Genomic DNA, 12,956 nt, shown 5'->3' with positions numbered 1-12,956 from the left:
ATCCGTACCGGTGGCGTCCGGGACAAGGTGAGCGGGGCAGGGGACCGGCAGTGGCTGCACCTGTGCATTCTTGCCCAGGAGTGCCGTCAGCGCGCCCCGCGACGCGACGGCACGTCCCGTTGAGCGGTCAGGACACGGCGATCCCCGCCGCTTGGAGACCGTGGGAGGCGACGAGCTCCGCGGTGCCGTCGGCCAGGCGGTAGCGCAGGCCCACCACGGCGGTCCGGCCGACGGCGACCTTGTCGGCCAGGACCCGGGAGCGGTCCAGCAACAGGTCGGCGGTGTGCCTTACGTGCTCGGCGAGGACCTCCTCCGGCTCGACCCGTCCGGCGGCCCGGGCGGCCAGCACGCTGGGGGTCACCCGCTCGACGACGTCCCGGACGTACCCGGCCGGCGTCATGCCGTCCTCCAGCGCAGCGCACGCCGCGCCGACCGCGCCGCACGAGTCATGCCCGAGGATCACGACCAGCGGGCAGCCGAGCACCTCCACGCCGAACTCGATACTGCCCAGCACCTCCGGACCCATGACGTGGCCGGCGGTGCGCACCACGAACAGGTCGCCCAGCCCTCGGTCGAAGATGATTTCGGCGGCCAGCCGGGAGTCGGAACATCCGAACAGCACGGCGAAAGGCTGCTGGGACGGTGCGGTCTCGGCGCGGCGGGCGGCGTCTTGGTTCGGGTGCTCGGATGTGCCCGAGACGAAGCGCTGATTACCGGCCAGCAGCAGCTCGAAGGCATCGCGGGGCGTCGGGGTCTGGATCTCACTCATGGCGGCAGCTTACGAGTCGGCACCAACCGTGACCGCATGGGCCCATAGGTCATCGCCGGATCGGCTGAAACTGACGGCTCAGGCATCATCCCCAGGCGCCGGGCTGGGCAGCCATGCCGCTTGAGCCCTGCGGCAACCCCCTGAACGGTGCGGCTCTGCACGTATACCTCATGCAGTCGTCAGACCGCAGGGCGCCCGTCGGCCTCTCCGGCACCACGCTTCGAAGCCCACCAGGCAGGCAACTGACAGGAACTGCCCCGGTAGCGACCCGGCGTATCAGTCGGCGACGGCGGGCTCGGCCGGGGCGGCGGGGATGTCGCGGACACCCAGGCGCAGGTGCTCGACGTGGTACAGGGCCTGGTCGAGGAGCTCGGCGACGTGGTTGTCGTGCAGGGCGTAGACGATCGAGCGTCCGTGACGCTCGCCGGTGACCAGTCCGAGGTTGCGTAGCAGGCGGAGCTGATGGGAGCAGGCGGAGGCTTCCATGCCGACGGCCTCCGCGAGGTCGCTCACCGAACAGGCGCCTTCCTGCAGACGGGCCAGGATGTAGAGCCGCGAGGGTGTGGCGAGGGCCTGGAGGGCGGCGGCGACGTCGGCGGCGCCGACGGCGTCGAGGCGCTCTCGGGTGGTGGCGCTGCTGGTGTCGGTTCCGTGGCCCATGCGGACATCATACTCACAACACCTGAAGACCTGTTCAGGCATTCATGTATGGTGGACGTGTTGCCCCGTCCACCCGCGAAGGGTTGCTTTGTCATGCCTTCTGTCCTGGACCAGCGGCCCGCGCCGACGGCGGCCGGGCCACGCCCGGCTCCGCCCCCGCGGCGCCCCCGGGTGCTGACACTGCCGGAGGCCCGGTGGGCACTGGCCTCGCTGGTCCTGTTCCTGATCGCCCTCCCGCTCAACCTGCTCGGCGCTCCTGCGTGGCTGTGGGGTCCGCTGTTCGCTGCTACCTACGTCACAGGCGGCTGGGAGCCCGGGTGGGAGGGCCTGGAGGCCCTGAAGGGCAAGACTTTGGACGTGGATCTGCTGATGGTGGTGGCCGCTCTCGGCGCCGCGGCCATCGGGCAGGTCCTGGACGGGGCGCTGCTGATCGTGATCTTCGCGACCTCCGGCGCCCTGGAGGCGGTGGCGACCGCCCGCACGGCGGACTCCGTGCGGGGGCTGCTCGACCTCACGCCGACGACGGCGACCAGGCTGGTGCCCGGCGGCGAGGAAACCGTCGCCGCCAAGGACCTGAAGGTCGGCGACGTCATCCTGGTGCGGCCCGGCGAGCGGGTCGGCGCCGACGGCCAGGTCCTGGACGGCGCGAGCGACGTCGACCAGGCCACCATCACCGGCGAGCCCCTGCCCGTCGCCAAGCAGGCCGGCGACGAGGTGTTCGCCGGCACGGTCAACGGCACCGGCGCCCTGCGCGTGCGCGTCGAGCGGGATCCGGCGGACTCGGTCATCGCCCGGATCGTGAAGATGGTCGAGGAAGCCTCCGAGACCAAGGCCCCCACCCAGCTGTTCATCGAGAAGATCGAGCAGCGGTACTCGATCGGCATGGTCATCGCGACCCTCGCCGTCTTCGCGATCCCGCTCGCCTTCGGCTCCGCTCTCCAGCCCGCCCTGCTCCGCGCGATGACATTCATGATCGTGGCCTCTCCCTGCGCAGTCGTGCTGTCCACCATGCCGCCGCTGCTGTCCGCCATCGCCAACGCCGGCCGCCACGGCGTCCTGGCCAAGTCCGCCGTCGTGATGGAGCGCCTGGGCCAGGTCGACGCGGTCGCCCTCGACAAGACCGGCACCCTGACCGAGGGCACGCCCCGCGTCACCGATATCCGTCCCCTGCCCGGCTCCCGGCTGGACGAAGACGGTCTGCTCGCACTGGCGGCCGCCACCGAGCACCTCAGCGAGCACCCGCTCGCCCGCGCGGTCGTCGACGCCGCCCGCGAACGCCGCCTGCCGCTGCCCGAGGCGCTCGACTTCACCTCCACCCCCGGACAGGGCGTGAGCGCCACCGTCGCAGGTCGCACCGTCCAGGTCGGATCGCCCTCCCGCCTTCCGGCCGCCCCCAGGCCCGTGTCTGCGGCGGTGGCGGAGCTGGAGGGGACCGGACAGACCGCGGTCCTCGTCCTGCGCGACAACAGCCCGGTCGGGGTGATCGGCATCGCCGACCGGCTACGGCCGGACGCCGCCGCCACCGTCACTGCACTCACCAAGCTGACCGGCCGAAGTCCGGTCCTGCTGACCGGCGACAACGAATGCGCCGCCCGCCACCTCGCCGCCCAAGTTGGCATCACCGACATCCGCGCCGGGCTGCTCCCGCAGGACAAGGCCGCCGCCGTACAGAAGTGGGAAGGCGAAGGCCGCAAGGTGCTGGTGGTCGGCGACGGCGTCAACGACGCGCCCGCCCTGGCCGCCGCGCACACCGGCATCGCCATGGGCAAGGCCGGCTCCGACCTCGCCCTGGAAACCGCCGACGCCGTCGTCGTCCGCGACGAACTCGCCGCCATCCCCACCGTCGTCGCCCTCTCGCGAACCGCCCGCCGCCTGGTCGTCCAGAATCTCGTCATCGCCAGCGTCTTCATCACCACGCTGGTGGTCTGGGACCTCATCGCCACCCTGCCGCTGCCGCTCGGCGTCGCCGGGCACGAGGGCTCCACCGTCATCGTCGGTCTCAACGGCCTGCGTCTGCTGCGCGAAGCCGCCTGGACCAACCCGGCCCGACGGGGCGCCGAGTGAGCAAGCGCTCCCGCCGTCGCGTCCCCGCCCGCGGAGCCGGGGCGGGAGCAGAACGGCCCACGGTCACGGTATGCCGCGGCTGCTGCTGCGGAACACCGAAGATCCCCGGACTCGATCACGCCGCACAACTGCGTGTCCTGCGGCAGGCCGTGGGCGGGGCGGCAAGGGTGCGGGTGACCGACTGCCTCGGCGCATGCGAGCGCGCCAACGTCATCGTCATCCAGCCCTCCGCCACCGGCCGCAGGGCCGGCGGCCGGCCCGCCTGGCTCGGCCTGGTCAACGACCGGGACGCCGCCGCTGACATCGCCGCCTGGGTCGCGAGCGGCGGCCCGGGCGTCACCGATCCGCCCGGCATCCTCGGCCTCTACACCTTCAGCCCCTCGCGCCGAGTACGCGCCGAGCTCGACGAGTAGGGCGCTTAGGGCCCTCGCGCCCGAGAGTCCAGGGCCCTGCGACGAGTGCCGGGGGTGCGGGTTCGCGCATCCGCAGGGAACGCTCAGCCGGAGATCCGGCCATGACTTCACCGAGTCATGGCCGGACCGTCGCCCGTCGCGCGGACGGAGTGATTATCAGGAGGACTTGGTGACCCCGGGCAGGAAGCCGGCGTGGGCCTGTTCCCGCACGCGGACGCGCGACAGGCCGAACTTCCGGAGGTGACCGCGTGGTCGCCCGTCCACCCTGTCCCGGTTACGCACTCGGGTCGCGCTCGCGTTGCGGGGCTGGCGCCGCAGTTCTTCCGCTGCGGCCCGGCGTTCGGCGTCGGTGGAGGACGGCCTGCGGATGATCTCCTTCAGCTCCGCCCGGCGGGCCGCGTACCGCTCGACCGTCGCCTTGCGCTTCTCGTTCTGCGCGATCTTGCTCTTCTTGGCCATCAGACCTTCTCCCCTCGGGCGCTGATGCGGGCCATCGCAGCCTCGATGCCGATGCTGTCGACGGTCTTGATCGCCTTCGCGCTGAGCGTCAGCCGGACATGCCGCCCCTCGCTGGGCAGCCAGTAGCGCTTGCGCTGAATGTTGGGCGGTCGAAGCGGCGCGAAGTGCGCCGATGCGAGTGGGAGATGGTGTTGCCGAAGCCCGGTCGAGCGCTTCGAGCGCCGGTACGGTCGACGCGGAGTCAGCTGATGCGCGGCGGTACCGGACTCCCTGTCGTCATCGTCGCCGGGCTCCGCTCCCAGGCACGCCGCAAGGTCGTGGAGCGCCTCCTGCACCTGGTGCCCCACAGCGTCGCCCTCCATCACGACCTGTCCAGTGCGGCCGACGGCACCGTTCTGCGCCAGGTGCGCGACGCTTCGGGTGAGTTGTCCCGAGAAGAGGCCCCGCTGGTCAACGACTGCGCATGCTGCGCGCTGCGCGAGGACCTGGTCCCCGAGTTGGATCGGCTCGCCGATGCCGGCATCACCCGGCTCGCCGTCGTCGAGCTGTGGGACTCGGTCGAACCCAGGGGAATGGCCGAGGTGGTCCTCCAGCACGGTGCTGACGCGGTCCGGCTCACCAACGTGATCACGGCGGTCGATCCCGCCCTCGTCCTGCCCTGCCTCGGCAAAGGCGACGACCTGGCCGAGGCGGGCCTCGCGGCCGCGGCCGGCGACCAGCGCACGGTCGGCGACACCTGGGCCAGGCAACTGGAGTACGCCCCCGTCCTCGCCGTCGTGGAGAGCGAGGACGCCGACGACGAGGACCGTGCGCTTCTCACCCAACTCCACCCCACCGCCCGTCGGGTGAGCGCCGACTCCGCAGAGCTCGCCCGGCTGGCCTTCGCAGGATTCGACGTGGAGGCGGCCGCCGCCGCCCAGCATCCGGCCTGTGCGGCTGCTCCCCCAGGAGGCCGACGAGGCAGGCATCACCACCATCGTCTGGCGTCGGCACCGCCCGTTCCATCCCGAACGCCTCTACCAGGCGCTGGAAGACCTCTGCTGCGCCGCAGTCCGCAGCCGCGGAAGGTTCTGGCTCGCCGACCACCCGGACACCCTGCTCGCCTGGGACGCCGCCGGCGGAGCGCTGTGCGTGGAGAGCGCCGGTCCGTGGCTCGCCTCACTGCCGGACGCCGCCTGGGAGGCGGTCCCGCCCGTACGCCGAGCGGCCGCCGCACTCGACTGGCACCCCGACCACGACGACCGTTGCCAGCACCTCGTCTTCACCTCCCCCGGCCTGGACCGTGACGGACTCGCGCGGGTGCTGGAGTCCTGCCTGCTCACCGACGCCGAGTACACGGCGGGACCCGAAGCCTGGAAAGAACTCCCGGCCGCATTCGGCTCCCTCCTCGACCCCGTCACGTAGAACCGGCCCCATCCGCCCCGACACAGAAGGAGCACCATGGCCCCCTGCCAAGGCCCCCGCAAGCCGCTGAAGTCCCGCCCCAGCACGCTGGAGGCGGCCGGGATCACCTAGATCGACTACAAGAACACCGACCTGCTGCGAAAGTTCATCTCCGACCGCGGCAAGATACGCAGCCGCCGCGTCACCCACGTCACGGCCCAGCAGCAACGACAGATCGCCACGGCGGTCGAGAAGCCCGGGAGATGGCGCTCCTTCCGTGCTCGAGCCGGTGAGAAGCGACCGCTACTGGCCATCACTGCGTGATGTCGTCATGATGATGTGCGCGGACCGGTGCCGGTCAAACAGCCGTCGAGGACGTCGTGTCGGTACCGGAGCCGGCGTAGCCCCGGCACCGGCCAGATGCCCAGGGCGCGAGTTGGAAGACGGTGAACCAGTCGCAGTCGGCGATGTGGGGCGCATCCCGGCCGTCGAGTGAAGGCTCAGGCTGTCCCCAGCCCGGCACGATCGGTCCGCCGAGTCGTTGGCGAGCGGTCTGGAGGAGGCCCCGCAGTCTTCCGTGAGGAGCTTCTGCGCCCGTCGGGCCGGGCTTCGGGAACCACCGGCGTCCGCTGCCGGGCCAGGTGCCTTCCGATGTCCACCACGGCGTCGACTGTGACCGAGGAGGTGAGGGCCCGTGGCCGGGGGGGCCGGCTCCCCGGGCCCTCGCCCATGATCACGCCCCCGTGCGGGGGGAGAGGTTGCGTGACCACCATTCCAACGCGTACGGCATCGGGAGGTCACGCGCTCAGGGCATATGCGTTCGTCACTGTCAAACACCGTGCGACTGCGGCGGGCGGGTTCGACTCGGGAATCCGGGCTCGGCACGTACCACTGCCCGGGCGAACACATCGGTTCGAGCCCGCTCGCTGTCCGGCGACCGGATGTCCATCCCTTCCCCCTGGCCACACTGCCGGCCGCCGGGCGGCCGGCAGTGCCCGCGCACGGCTGCGTGAAATCTTGAAGGAGGTGGCCCTCCAGGACGGTGGCCGCGGCGGCTGCAGCCTGGACGAGGTTCGCTTCACCGGCATCCAGCGTCCGGTCGAGCTTTCGGACCGTGGACGAAAGCGTGAGACTGAGCGACTACGCCTGAGCGTTTCGCTTGGCGAGTGAGCCTGCGTCTGGTCGACTGAAGCAGGCGCCCACGGACGCGAGGCGTCGGCACAGACCCGTATGCCCCGGTGCGGTCGCCGCGGGGTTGCTTCCGCGTGATGCTGTGACCGTGATGGATACGCCCGCTGTCCCGCCCGCGTGTGAGGCGCTCGGTGACGGCCGCGCCGATACGAAGGGTTGACACGTCATGGTGGACATGCCTCACGGAGCACGGCAGAGGACCGAAGACACACAAGGTGAGCGCCACGAGGCCGGGCCAATGAGGTACTTCGCAGTGCCGTGGCTCCTCAGCGGCGTGCTCACCATCCTTCAGGGCGTCGCGGGCATCGCGAAGGACCGCCTCTACGGGGTGCCCCGGACTACGAGTACCGGTTCGACCTCACCAGTTGGGGCTGGATCCATCTTGTCGTCGGCGTCGCGGTGGTGATCGTGGGGGTGGGGATGCTCCGCGGTATGAGTTGGCGCCGTCCGGCCGGTGTGACGGCGGCTGCGGTCAGTCTGGTGACCCAGTTCATGTTCATCCCCTATTACCCACTGTGGTCGATCAGCGTGAGGCGCTCGACCTGATCATTATTTTTGGTTTGGCACGGTTCACAGCGGATGCGTGAGGAAACGTTCGGGTGGCGGAGCCGGTGATGCATGTTCCAGGGCTGTTCGGGGGGTGACGGACGGTGCTGACGCGGCGTCCAGCCCGATTCCTCGTTCGTCCGGGTTCGACAGCGTGGCGAGTTGGGAGTCGAACAGCGCCTCGGGCATGAAGGGCTCCGTCACCCTCACTGGGCGATATGGGCGAGGGCGGCCGGTGGGCGGGTCGACCCGGCCCTGTGACGGGATCCGCGTTGCCCGCGCGAGTCCTGAGCGGGCGGTCAGGCTCTCGTTCCGGTGAGGAACGCGGTGAGTATGCGGCGCAGGCGAGGTTCCACCTCGACGACGGCGTGGCCGAGCCGGGGGTCGGTGGTGTAGAGCTCGCGGAGGCGGGGGCCCGGGGTGGCCATCTGCCACAGGGGGCCGGCCATGCCGGTGGCGGTGGATACCAGGTCGAGGGTCTGTTGTTCGTCGAGGCCCAGGAGGCGGTCCAACTCGGCGCCGATGAGGGCGACCTCGCCGTCAGCGGGTCCCTCGTCCTCCCTCTTGTGTTCGCCGCCGGCATGGTCGCGCTGTGCTTCTGGGTCCTGTGGATGCGCCGCCGCTCCCTGGAGCGCCTCCACTGGATGCGCCAGGCCTTGCAGCAGAAGTGAGCAACCGGAAGGGGCGAGGACGGTGGGCGAGCCGGGAACCGGCAGCCTCGCCGGCCTGGGCCACCGGTGCGCATGCGAGGGGCCCCGTCGCCAGAGGCACGGCGACCGCCGTCCCGTGGGCGAATCCGCAGCGAACGTGGCGGTTCCTCGCCGCACCGGCCCTCTTCCGCGAGCCCACCGGGCTGACCAGCTAACTCTGCCGCGGCCACGCGGTGTCGAGGGTACCGGCGGACGAAGCACGGCTGATCCCGTACCCGCTGGGGACCCGGCCGCCCCGCACGCCTCGCAGAGGAGGGCCACCGCCCGTCCCACGAGGTCCGGCCGGGTCGCCGCCACCGGGCGTGGTGACGGCGAGGCGCACATCGTCAAGGTGGAGAGCGGCCACAGCGGCCCGCGGCGGGCCGCTGTGGCGAGGGCATGTCGCGCCGTCAGTGTCCGGCGACGACGCCCGACAGTTCATTGGTGCTCTCCGGCAGGGTGACAGAGGTGATCTTCTTCCCCGTCTCCACATCGACGGCGTGGAGCGCCTTCTTGCCGGGCTCGGAGACGTACGCGACGTGCCCGCGGACGAACAGGGTGGGCCGGGCCTGCTGCCAGTCCAGCGGCTCCCGCCACTCGCCCACGACCGGGATCTTCTTCTCGATCCTGCCGGTGGTCGGATCGATGACGTGCAGGGCACCGTCGGTGCCCAGGACCAGGGCCTCGCCGTGCGGACCACGGCCCAGCGAACGGAAGGAGTAGCTCACGCCCAGGTCGACGAGGCGCAGCTGCTTCTTCTCGGTGTCGATGAGGGAGACGCGGGTGGGCCGCTCCAGCTCGGCCTCGGGGTCGGTCTTGTAGTCGCCCAGCAGGACCGGCGAGGCGTCGCTGCCGGCCTGGTTGCCGATGCGGCCGTAGTCGTCGGGGGCGTCGATCTTGGTGAACCTGCCGTCCTTGTAGATCAGGATGCCGTCCTCGCAGCCGAGTCCGACGGCCTCGTTCTTGGCTGCCGCCTCGCCATGGACGCCGGGACAGTTCTCGTTGCGCGCGATCTCCTTGTTGTTCTCGTCCAGCACCAGCGCGCCGGTGCGCTTCTCCTCGGTGCCCAAGGTGGTGAGGAGTTCGCCATTGGCCAGTTCGATGGCGACACCGTGGTGTGCTTCGGCGGAGGTGTAGGTGCGGCCTTCCGGGTTCTTGCCACTGCTCAGATCGGCGGGGTCGAAGACGTTGACCTCTCCGGTGCCGTCGGTGAAGAGCACGGTCTTTCCGGCGTGGCGTACTACGTGGCCGGGCTTGGGGCCCTGGTACTCGATGTCGGTGAGGGCCTGGTCGGTGGCGTTCAGGACGCGGAACCCGCTGTCGGTGGACACGACGACGTGGTCCTGGTCGCCCGCGGGGTTGATCCGGTTGAAGCCGGGCAGGTCGATGGTCTTGGCGAGCTTGAGGCTCTTTCCGTCGAGGATGTACAGACCGCCGTCGAAGGTGGCGACCAGCGGATTCCTGACCGCCACCGGGGGGGTGGCGGTCGGGGTCCCGTCGGACGTGGTACCGGAGGCGGAGGAGTTCCCCCCGCCGCAGGCGGTCAGGACGGTGGTGACCGCCAGGGCCAGCGCCGTGCCCGTGAGCGTTGTGACGCGTATCGACTTGTTCATCGGTGTAATCCTTTCTGCACCGCGCGACGGCGGCATGGAGGGGTGACGTGCCGGCTCGGAGGGGTCAGCGGCCGGTCAGGCCGGTGACCATGGCGGTGGTGTTGGCGCGCATCATCCGCAGGTAGGTGTCGGCGCCCCCGCCCTTGGCGGTCAAGGACTCCGAGTACAACTGGACGACGCGAACCCCGCCGCCCAGCTCCCTCCGCAGTACCTCGGCGAGGCGCTGGGGCTGGGAGGAGTCGGCGAAGACGGTGCGTACGCCTGCCCTGTCCACTGCCTCGGTGAGGGAGCGCAGGTCGGAGGAGCTGGGTGAGGCCAGCGTGGTGCCGCTCGGGATGACCGCGCCGATCACGCGGAGGCCGAAGCGGTCGGCGAGGTAGCCGAAGACGTGGTGGTTGGTGACGAGGGCCCTCCGGTCCGCGGGGACGCGGCCGAACGACCTCTCCATCCAGGCGGTGAGCTCGGTGAGTTGCTTCGCATAGCGGTCGGCGTTGGCGCGCACGGTGTCGGCGTCGACGCCGTCGACGTGTTCGACGACCTGGTCGGCGAGCAGGGCGGTGACCTTGCGCATCCGGTCGGGGTCGGTCCAGAAGTGCGGGTCGGGCTGTCCTGCATCGCCCTCGGGGCCGGCGTCGCCGGCGGTGTGGAAGGTGAGCGGGCCGGCCACCTCGCCGGCGGCGAAGGTGGCGACGCCGGACTCGCGGGCGGCGTCCACATGCCGCAGTACGTTCTCCTCGAGCCCCAGACCGTTGTGGACAATCAGGTCGGCGCGTTCCAGCTCGGCGGCCTGCACCGCCGACAGACCGAAGGAGTGCGGGTCGGCGTTGGGCTTCATCAGGACGGTGACGTCGGCTTCACCACCGACGATCTCCCGGGTGACGTCGCCGAGGATGTTGGTGGTGACGACGATGTCGGGCCGGTCGCCGCCGGTGGTGCAGGCGGTGGTGGTAGCGGCTGTCACGAGGGCGAGAAGTCCCGCGATCAGGTGGCGCAGGCGGGCGATGCCCACCCGTACGTGCTGCTTCGCGCCGGTGCGGCTCATCGTCCGGTCTCCGCCATGAGAACGGGCCTGATGTCCAGGTCGAAGGAGCGCGCGATGCGCAGGCCGTCGTTGTAGTCGATCTCGAACACCTTCTTGCTTTCAGGGTCGTTGACGTAGGCGCGGCTGCGGTCCACTTCGATGACGGGGGCGCTGCCGTCGGTACGGGCCCATGTCCCTCCTGTCAGCAGCGACTTGGTTCGCGCCGTCTGTTCTCCGGTTGCGATGTCGTAGCCGTGCAGCGAGCCGTCGGTCTCCAAGACGAGCAACGGGGACCCCTCTCCGGCGGTGTTGACCGCGACGACCGGTCCGGTGTCCACCCGCGTCCAGGCCCGTTCGGCGACGTCGAGGACCCAGACGGCGTCGTCTCCGGCCGCGGCGGTGAGCGTGTCGCTGCCGGGCCGATGACGGAAGGCGGTGGCCCGTTCCGTCGCGGGGGCATGTGTGCCGTACGGGATCACCTCGGCGGTGAAGGCACCGTTGTGTGCGCGGACGAGCAGGGCGCCGTCGGCGCAGCCGAAAATCACGCCGCGCCTGGTCACAGCGTCCCCTCGGGGCTCCGCGCACGTCACGCCCGGTGAGGCGACGCGCTTTCCCCTGCGGTCGAGGACGACGAGTTCGGCGGTGCCGCTCCTGTTCCTGAAGGCGAGCAGGTGCTCCTCGTACGGGACGACGGCGCCGATGTGGGTGCCCGGCAGCGTCACGGGAGATGTGATCTTCCCCTGCTCCAGTTCGCTGCGGTCGTACAGGAGGGCGCGCCCGCCCTCGTCGGTCACCGCGGTCACGGCGGCGTCGCTGCGCACCTGGGCGCGGCTTCCTGCGGGAAGCTCGCCCACGTCCCGTGTCGCCGCGCTGTAGTAGTGGACGTGGTCCCCGTGGTCCACCATCCAGACACCGCTGTCGAGGACGTGCGTGCCTCCGGGTGTGTGGAGGTAACCGAACCTGCCGTCGGTTCCCAGCCGAACGGTGTCCTTCACCTGTGCCGTCGTGTGCACCTGGCCGGTGACGAGGTCGAGGATCCTGGTGTCGCCGCCGACGGGGTCGTTGAGGAGGAGCCGGGACTGCTGCTCGGCGGCCTCCCGGGCTCCCTCGACGTGTCCGTGCGGGACGGCGGACGGGGAACTCGCTCCGCGAGATGCGGTGTTGCTGCCCGCGCCTCCACAACTCGTGGTGAGCAGCGCGGTGAGCACCAGCGCGGTCGATGCCCACGGGGAGACGTTTCTGCGTACGGTCATGGCGATCGCCTCTGACTTCTTTCAGTCGACTTGAGTACGGGGGCCGGGGCGGGGGTGTGGCGCGCACGGCGGTCACGCAGGCCGGACACCATGTGGGAGAGGAAGAACAGGCTCACCGCGAGCGCCGCGACGGTCGCGCCGGCGGCGGTGCTCAAGTGCCAGGACAGAAGCAGCCCGCCGAACGTGGCGGTGGCGCCGAGCAGGGCGGCGAGCGCCATGACTCCGCGCACGCTGCGGGCCCAGGGCAAAGCGGCCGCCGACGGTGCGATGAGCAGCCCGAGGACGAGCAGTGTTCCGACTATGTGGAACGAGGCCACGATCGCCAGACCGAGAAGGCCGAGCAGCACGGCGTGGGCCAGGCGCGGCCGCAGACCCAGGGTGTGCGCCTTGCGCTCGTCGAACGCCAGGGCCAGGAAGACTCGGTGGCCGAGGACCGATACCACCAGCGCCGCGAGCAACGCCGCGGCGAGAACGAGGAGGTCCTGCTGCCGGACGGCGAGCACGTCACCGAAGAGAAAGCCGGTCAGGTCGACCGCGAAGGACTGCGAGCGCGAGACGATGATCACGCCAAGCGAGAGCATCCCCACGAACAGCAGCCCGATGCCGGTGTCCTGGGACAGCCTCGGTGTGCGGCCGAGCGCGGTGACGCCGGCCGTCATGACGACGGCGCTGGCCACGGCCCCCACCATCAGGTTCCCGCCGAGCAGCGCGGCCAGCGCGACGCCCGGCAGCAACCCGTGGGACATGGCGTCACCGAGGAAGGCCATGCCCCTCAGCACCACCCAGGTGCCCGCCGACGCGCAAATCGCGGACACCAATACCCCGCCCCACAGGGCTCGTTGCACAAAGCTCACTTCGAAAGGGGCCGTCAGCCATTCCATGCGAGGGACACTAC

At 70.7% G+C, this 12,956-nt stretch carries 12 protein-coding genes and 4 pseudogenes; 6 read left to right on the top strand and 10 right to left on the bottom strand.

The window, feature by feature from the left end; translation table 11 throughout:
- Window positions 1–127: 127 nt before the first annotated feature.
- Window positions 128–769 (bottom strand): carbonic anhydrase, encoded by a 642-nt coding sequence (locus AY578_RS32615; RefSeq protein ID WP_019523843.1) that lies wholly within the window; start codon window positions 767–769, stop codon window positions 128–130.
- Between the two features lie 276 nt (window positions 770–1,045).
- On the bottom strand, window positions 1,046–1,429 hold the full coding sequence (locus AY578_RS32610) for an ArsR/SmtB family transcription factor (RefSeq protein WP_028960448.1): 384 nt from the start codon (window positions 1,427–1,429) through the stop codon (window positions 1,046–1,048).
- Between the two features lie 93 nt (window positions 1,430–1,522).
- Here AY578_RS32610 and AY578_RS32605 point away from each other — a divergent pair, with 93 nt between their 5' ends.
- The gene (locus AY578_RS32605) at window positions 1,523–3,493 is read left to right on the top strand and encodes a heavy metal translocating P-type ATPase (protein ID WP_037778433.1); all 1,971 of its coding nucleotides are present in this window, start codon (window positions 1,523–1,525) and stop codon (window positions 3,491–3,493) included.
- Window positions 3,490–3,906, top strand: coding sequence for a (2Fe-2S) ferredoxin domain-containing protein (locus AY578_RS32600; protein ID WP_258906830.1), 417 nt, complete (start codon window positions 3,490–3,492; stop codon window positions 3,904–3,906). Before AY578_RS32605 ends, AY578_RS32600 begins: the two co-directional genes overlap by 4 nt.
- Before the next feature lie 156 nt (window positions 3,907–4,062).
- On the opposite strand, the gene rpsN is transcribed toward AY578_RS32600, so the two are convergent.
- Together rpsN and rpmB are read right to left on the bottom strand one after the other, a co-directional pair.
- Complete coding sequence (rpsN, locus tag AY578_RS32595) at window positions 4,063–4,365, bottom strand: 30S ribosomal protein S14 (RefSeq protein ID WP_019523839.1); 303 nt, start codon at window positions 4,363–4,365, stop codon at window positions 4,063–4,065.
- Window positions 4,365–4,552 (bottom strand): annotated as a pseudogene (rpmB, locus tag AY578_RS32590) (50S ribosomal protein L28). Before rpmB ends, rpsN begins: the two are co-directional and overlap by 1 nt.
- A 61-nt stretch (window positions 4,553–4,613) precedes the next feature.
- Here rpmB and AY578_RS32585 point away from each other — a divergent pair.
- The 3 genes and pseudogenes from AY578_RS32585 (at window position 4,614) to AY578_RS34200 (ending at window position 7,485) form a co-directional block, all read left to right on the top strand.
- Window positions 4,614–5,769: pseudogene (locus AY578_RS32585) on the top strand (CobW family GTP-binding protein).
- A gap of 36 nt (window positions 5,770–5,805) precedes the next feature.
- Window positions 5,806–6,041, top strand: a pseudogene (gene rpsR, locus AY578_RS32580) (30S ribosomal protein S18).
- Window positions 6,042–7,197: 1,156 nt separating this feature from the next.
- Window positions 7,198–7,485 carry a DUF7144 family membrane protein gene (locus AY578_RS34200; RefSeq protein ID WP_420341326.1) on the top strand — a complete coding sequence of 96 codons (288 nt, stop codon included), beginning with the start codon at window positions 7,198–7,200 and terminating at the stop codon, window positions 7,483–7,485.
- A gap of 24 nt (window positions 7,486–7,509) precedes the next feature.
- On the opposite strand, the gene AY578_RS32575 is transcribed toward AY578_RS34200, so the two are convergent.
- Both AY578_RS32575 and AY578_RS32570 read right to left on the bottom strand, forming a co-directional pair.
- Window positions 7,510–7,674 (bottom strand): hypothetical protein, encoded by a 165-nt coding sequence (locus AY578_RS32575; protein WP_258906823.1) that lies wholly within the window; start codon window positions 7,672–7,674, stop codon window positions 7,510–7,512.
- Window positions 7,675–7,784: 110 nt separating this feature from the next.
- Window positions 7,785–8,021, bottom strand: a pseudogene (locus tag AY578_RS32570) (TetR/AcrR family transcriptional regulator); the annotation flags it as partial.
- Here AY578_RS32570 and AY578_RS32565 point away from each other — a divergent pair.
- Window positions 7,968–8,156, top strand: coding sequence for a hypothetical protein (locus AY578_RS32565; protein WP_019523834.1), 189 nt, complete (start codon window positions 7,968–7,970; stop codon window positions 8,154–8,156). The pseudogene AY578_RS32570 and the gene AY578_RS32565 sit on opposite strands and share 54 nt — an antisense overlap.
- Window positions 8,157–8,584: 428 nt before the next feature.
- Here the strand turns inward: AY578_RS32565 and aztD are convergent, their stop codons facing one another.
- The 4 genes from aztD to aztB all read right to left on the bottom strand — a co-directional run bounded on the left by aztD (window position 8,585) and on the right by aztB (window position 12,942).
- On the bottom strand, window positions 8,585–9,787 hold the full coding sequence (aztD, locus tag AY578_RS32560) for a zinc metallochaperone AztD (protein WP_019523833.1): 1,203 nt from the start codon (window positions 9,785–9,787) through the stop codon (window positions 8,585–8,587).
- Window positions 9,788–9,851: 64 nt separating this feature from the next.
- On the bottom strand, window positions 9,852–10,829 hold the full coding sequence (gene aztC, locus AY578_RS32555; RefSeq protein ID WP_028960445.1) for a zinc ABC transporter substrate-binding protein AztC: 978 nt from the start codon (window positions 10,827–10,829) through the stop codon (window positions 9,852–9,854).
- The gene (locus AY578_RS32550; RefSeq protein ID WP_019523831.1) at window positions 10,826–12,061 is read right to left on the bottom strand and encodes a hypothetical protein; all 1,236 of its coding nucleotides are present in this window, start codon (window positions 12,059–12,061) and stop codon (window positions 10,826–10,828) included. The genes aztC and AY578_RS32550 overlap by 4 nt, the downstream gene beginning before the upstream one ends.
- Entirely contained in the window at window positions 12,058–12,942 is an 885-nt protein-coding gene (gene aztB, locus AY578_RS32545; RefSeq protein ID WP_161108603.1) for a zinc ABC transporter permease AztB, read from the bottom strand. The genes AY578_RS32550 and aztB overlap by 4 nt, the downstream gene beginning before the upstream one ends.
- Window positions 12,943–12,956: the final 14 nt, after the last annotated feature.

The organism is Streptomyces thermocarboxydus (assembly GCF_024760485.1).
Taxonomy (GTDB): Bacteria; Actinomycetota; Actinomycetes; order Streptomycetales; family Streptomycetaceae; genus Streptomyces; species Streptomyces cellulosae.
Note: the sequence above shows the minus strand (reverse complement) of the source record. Positions and strands in the feature narration are given on the sequence as shown.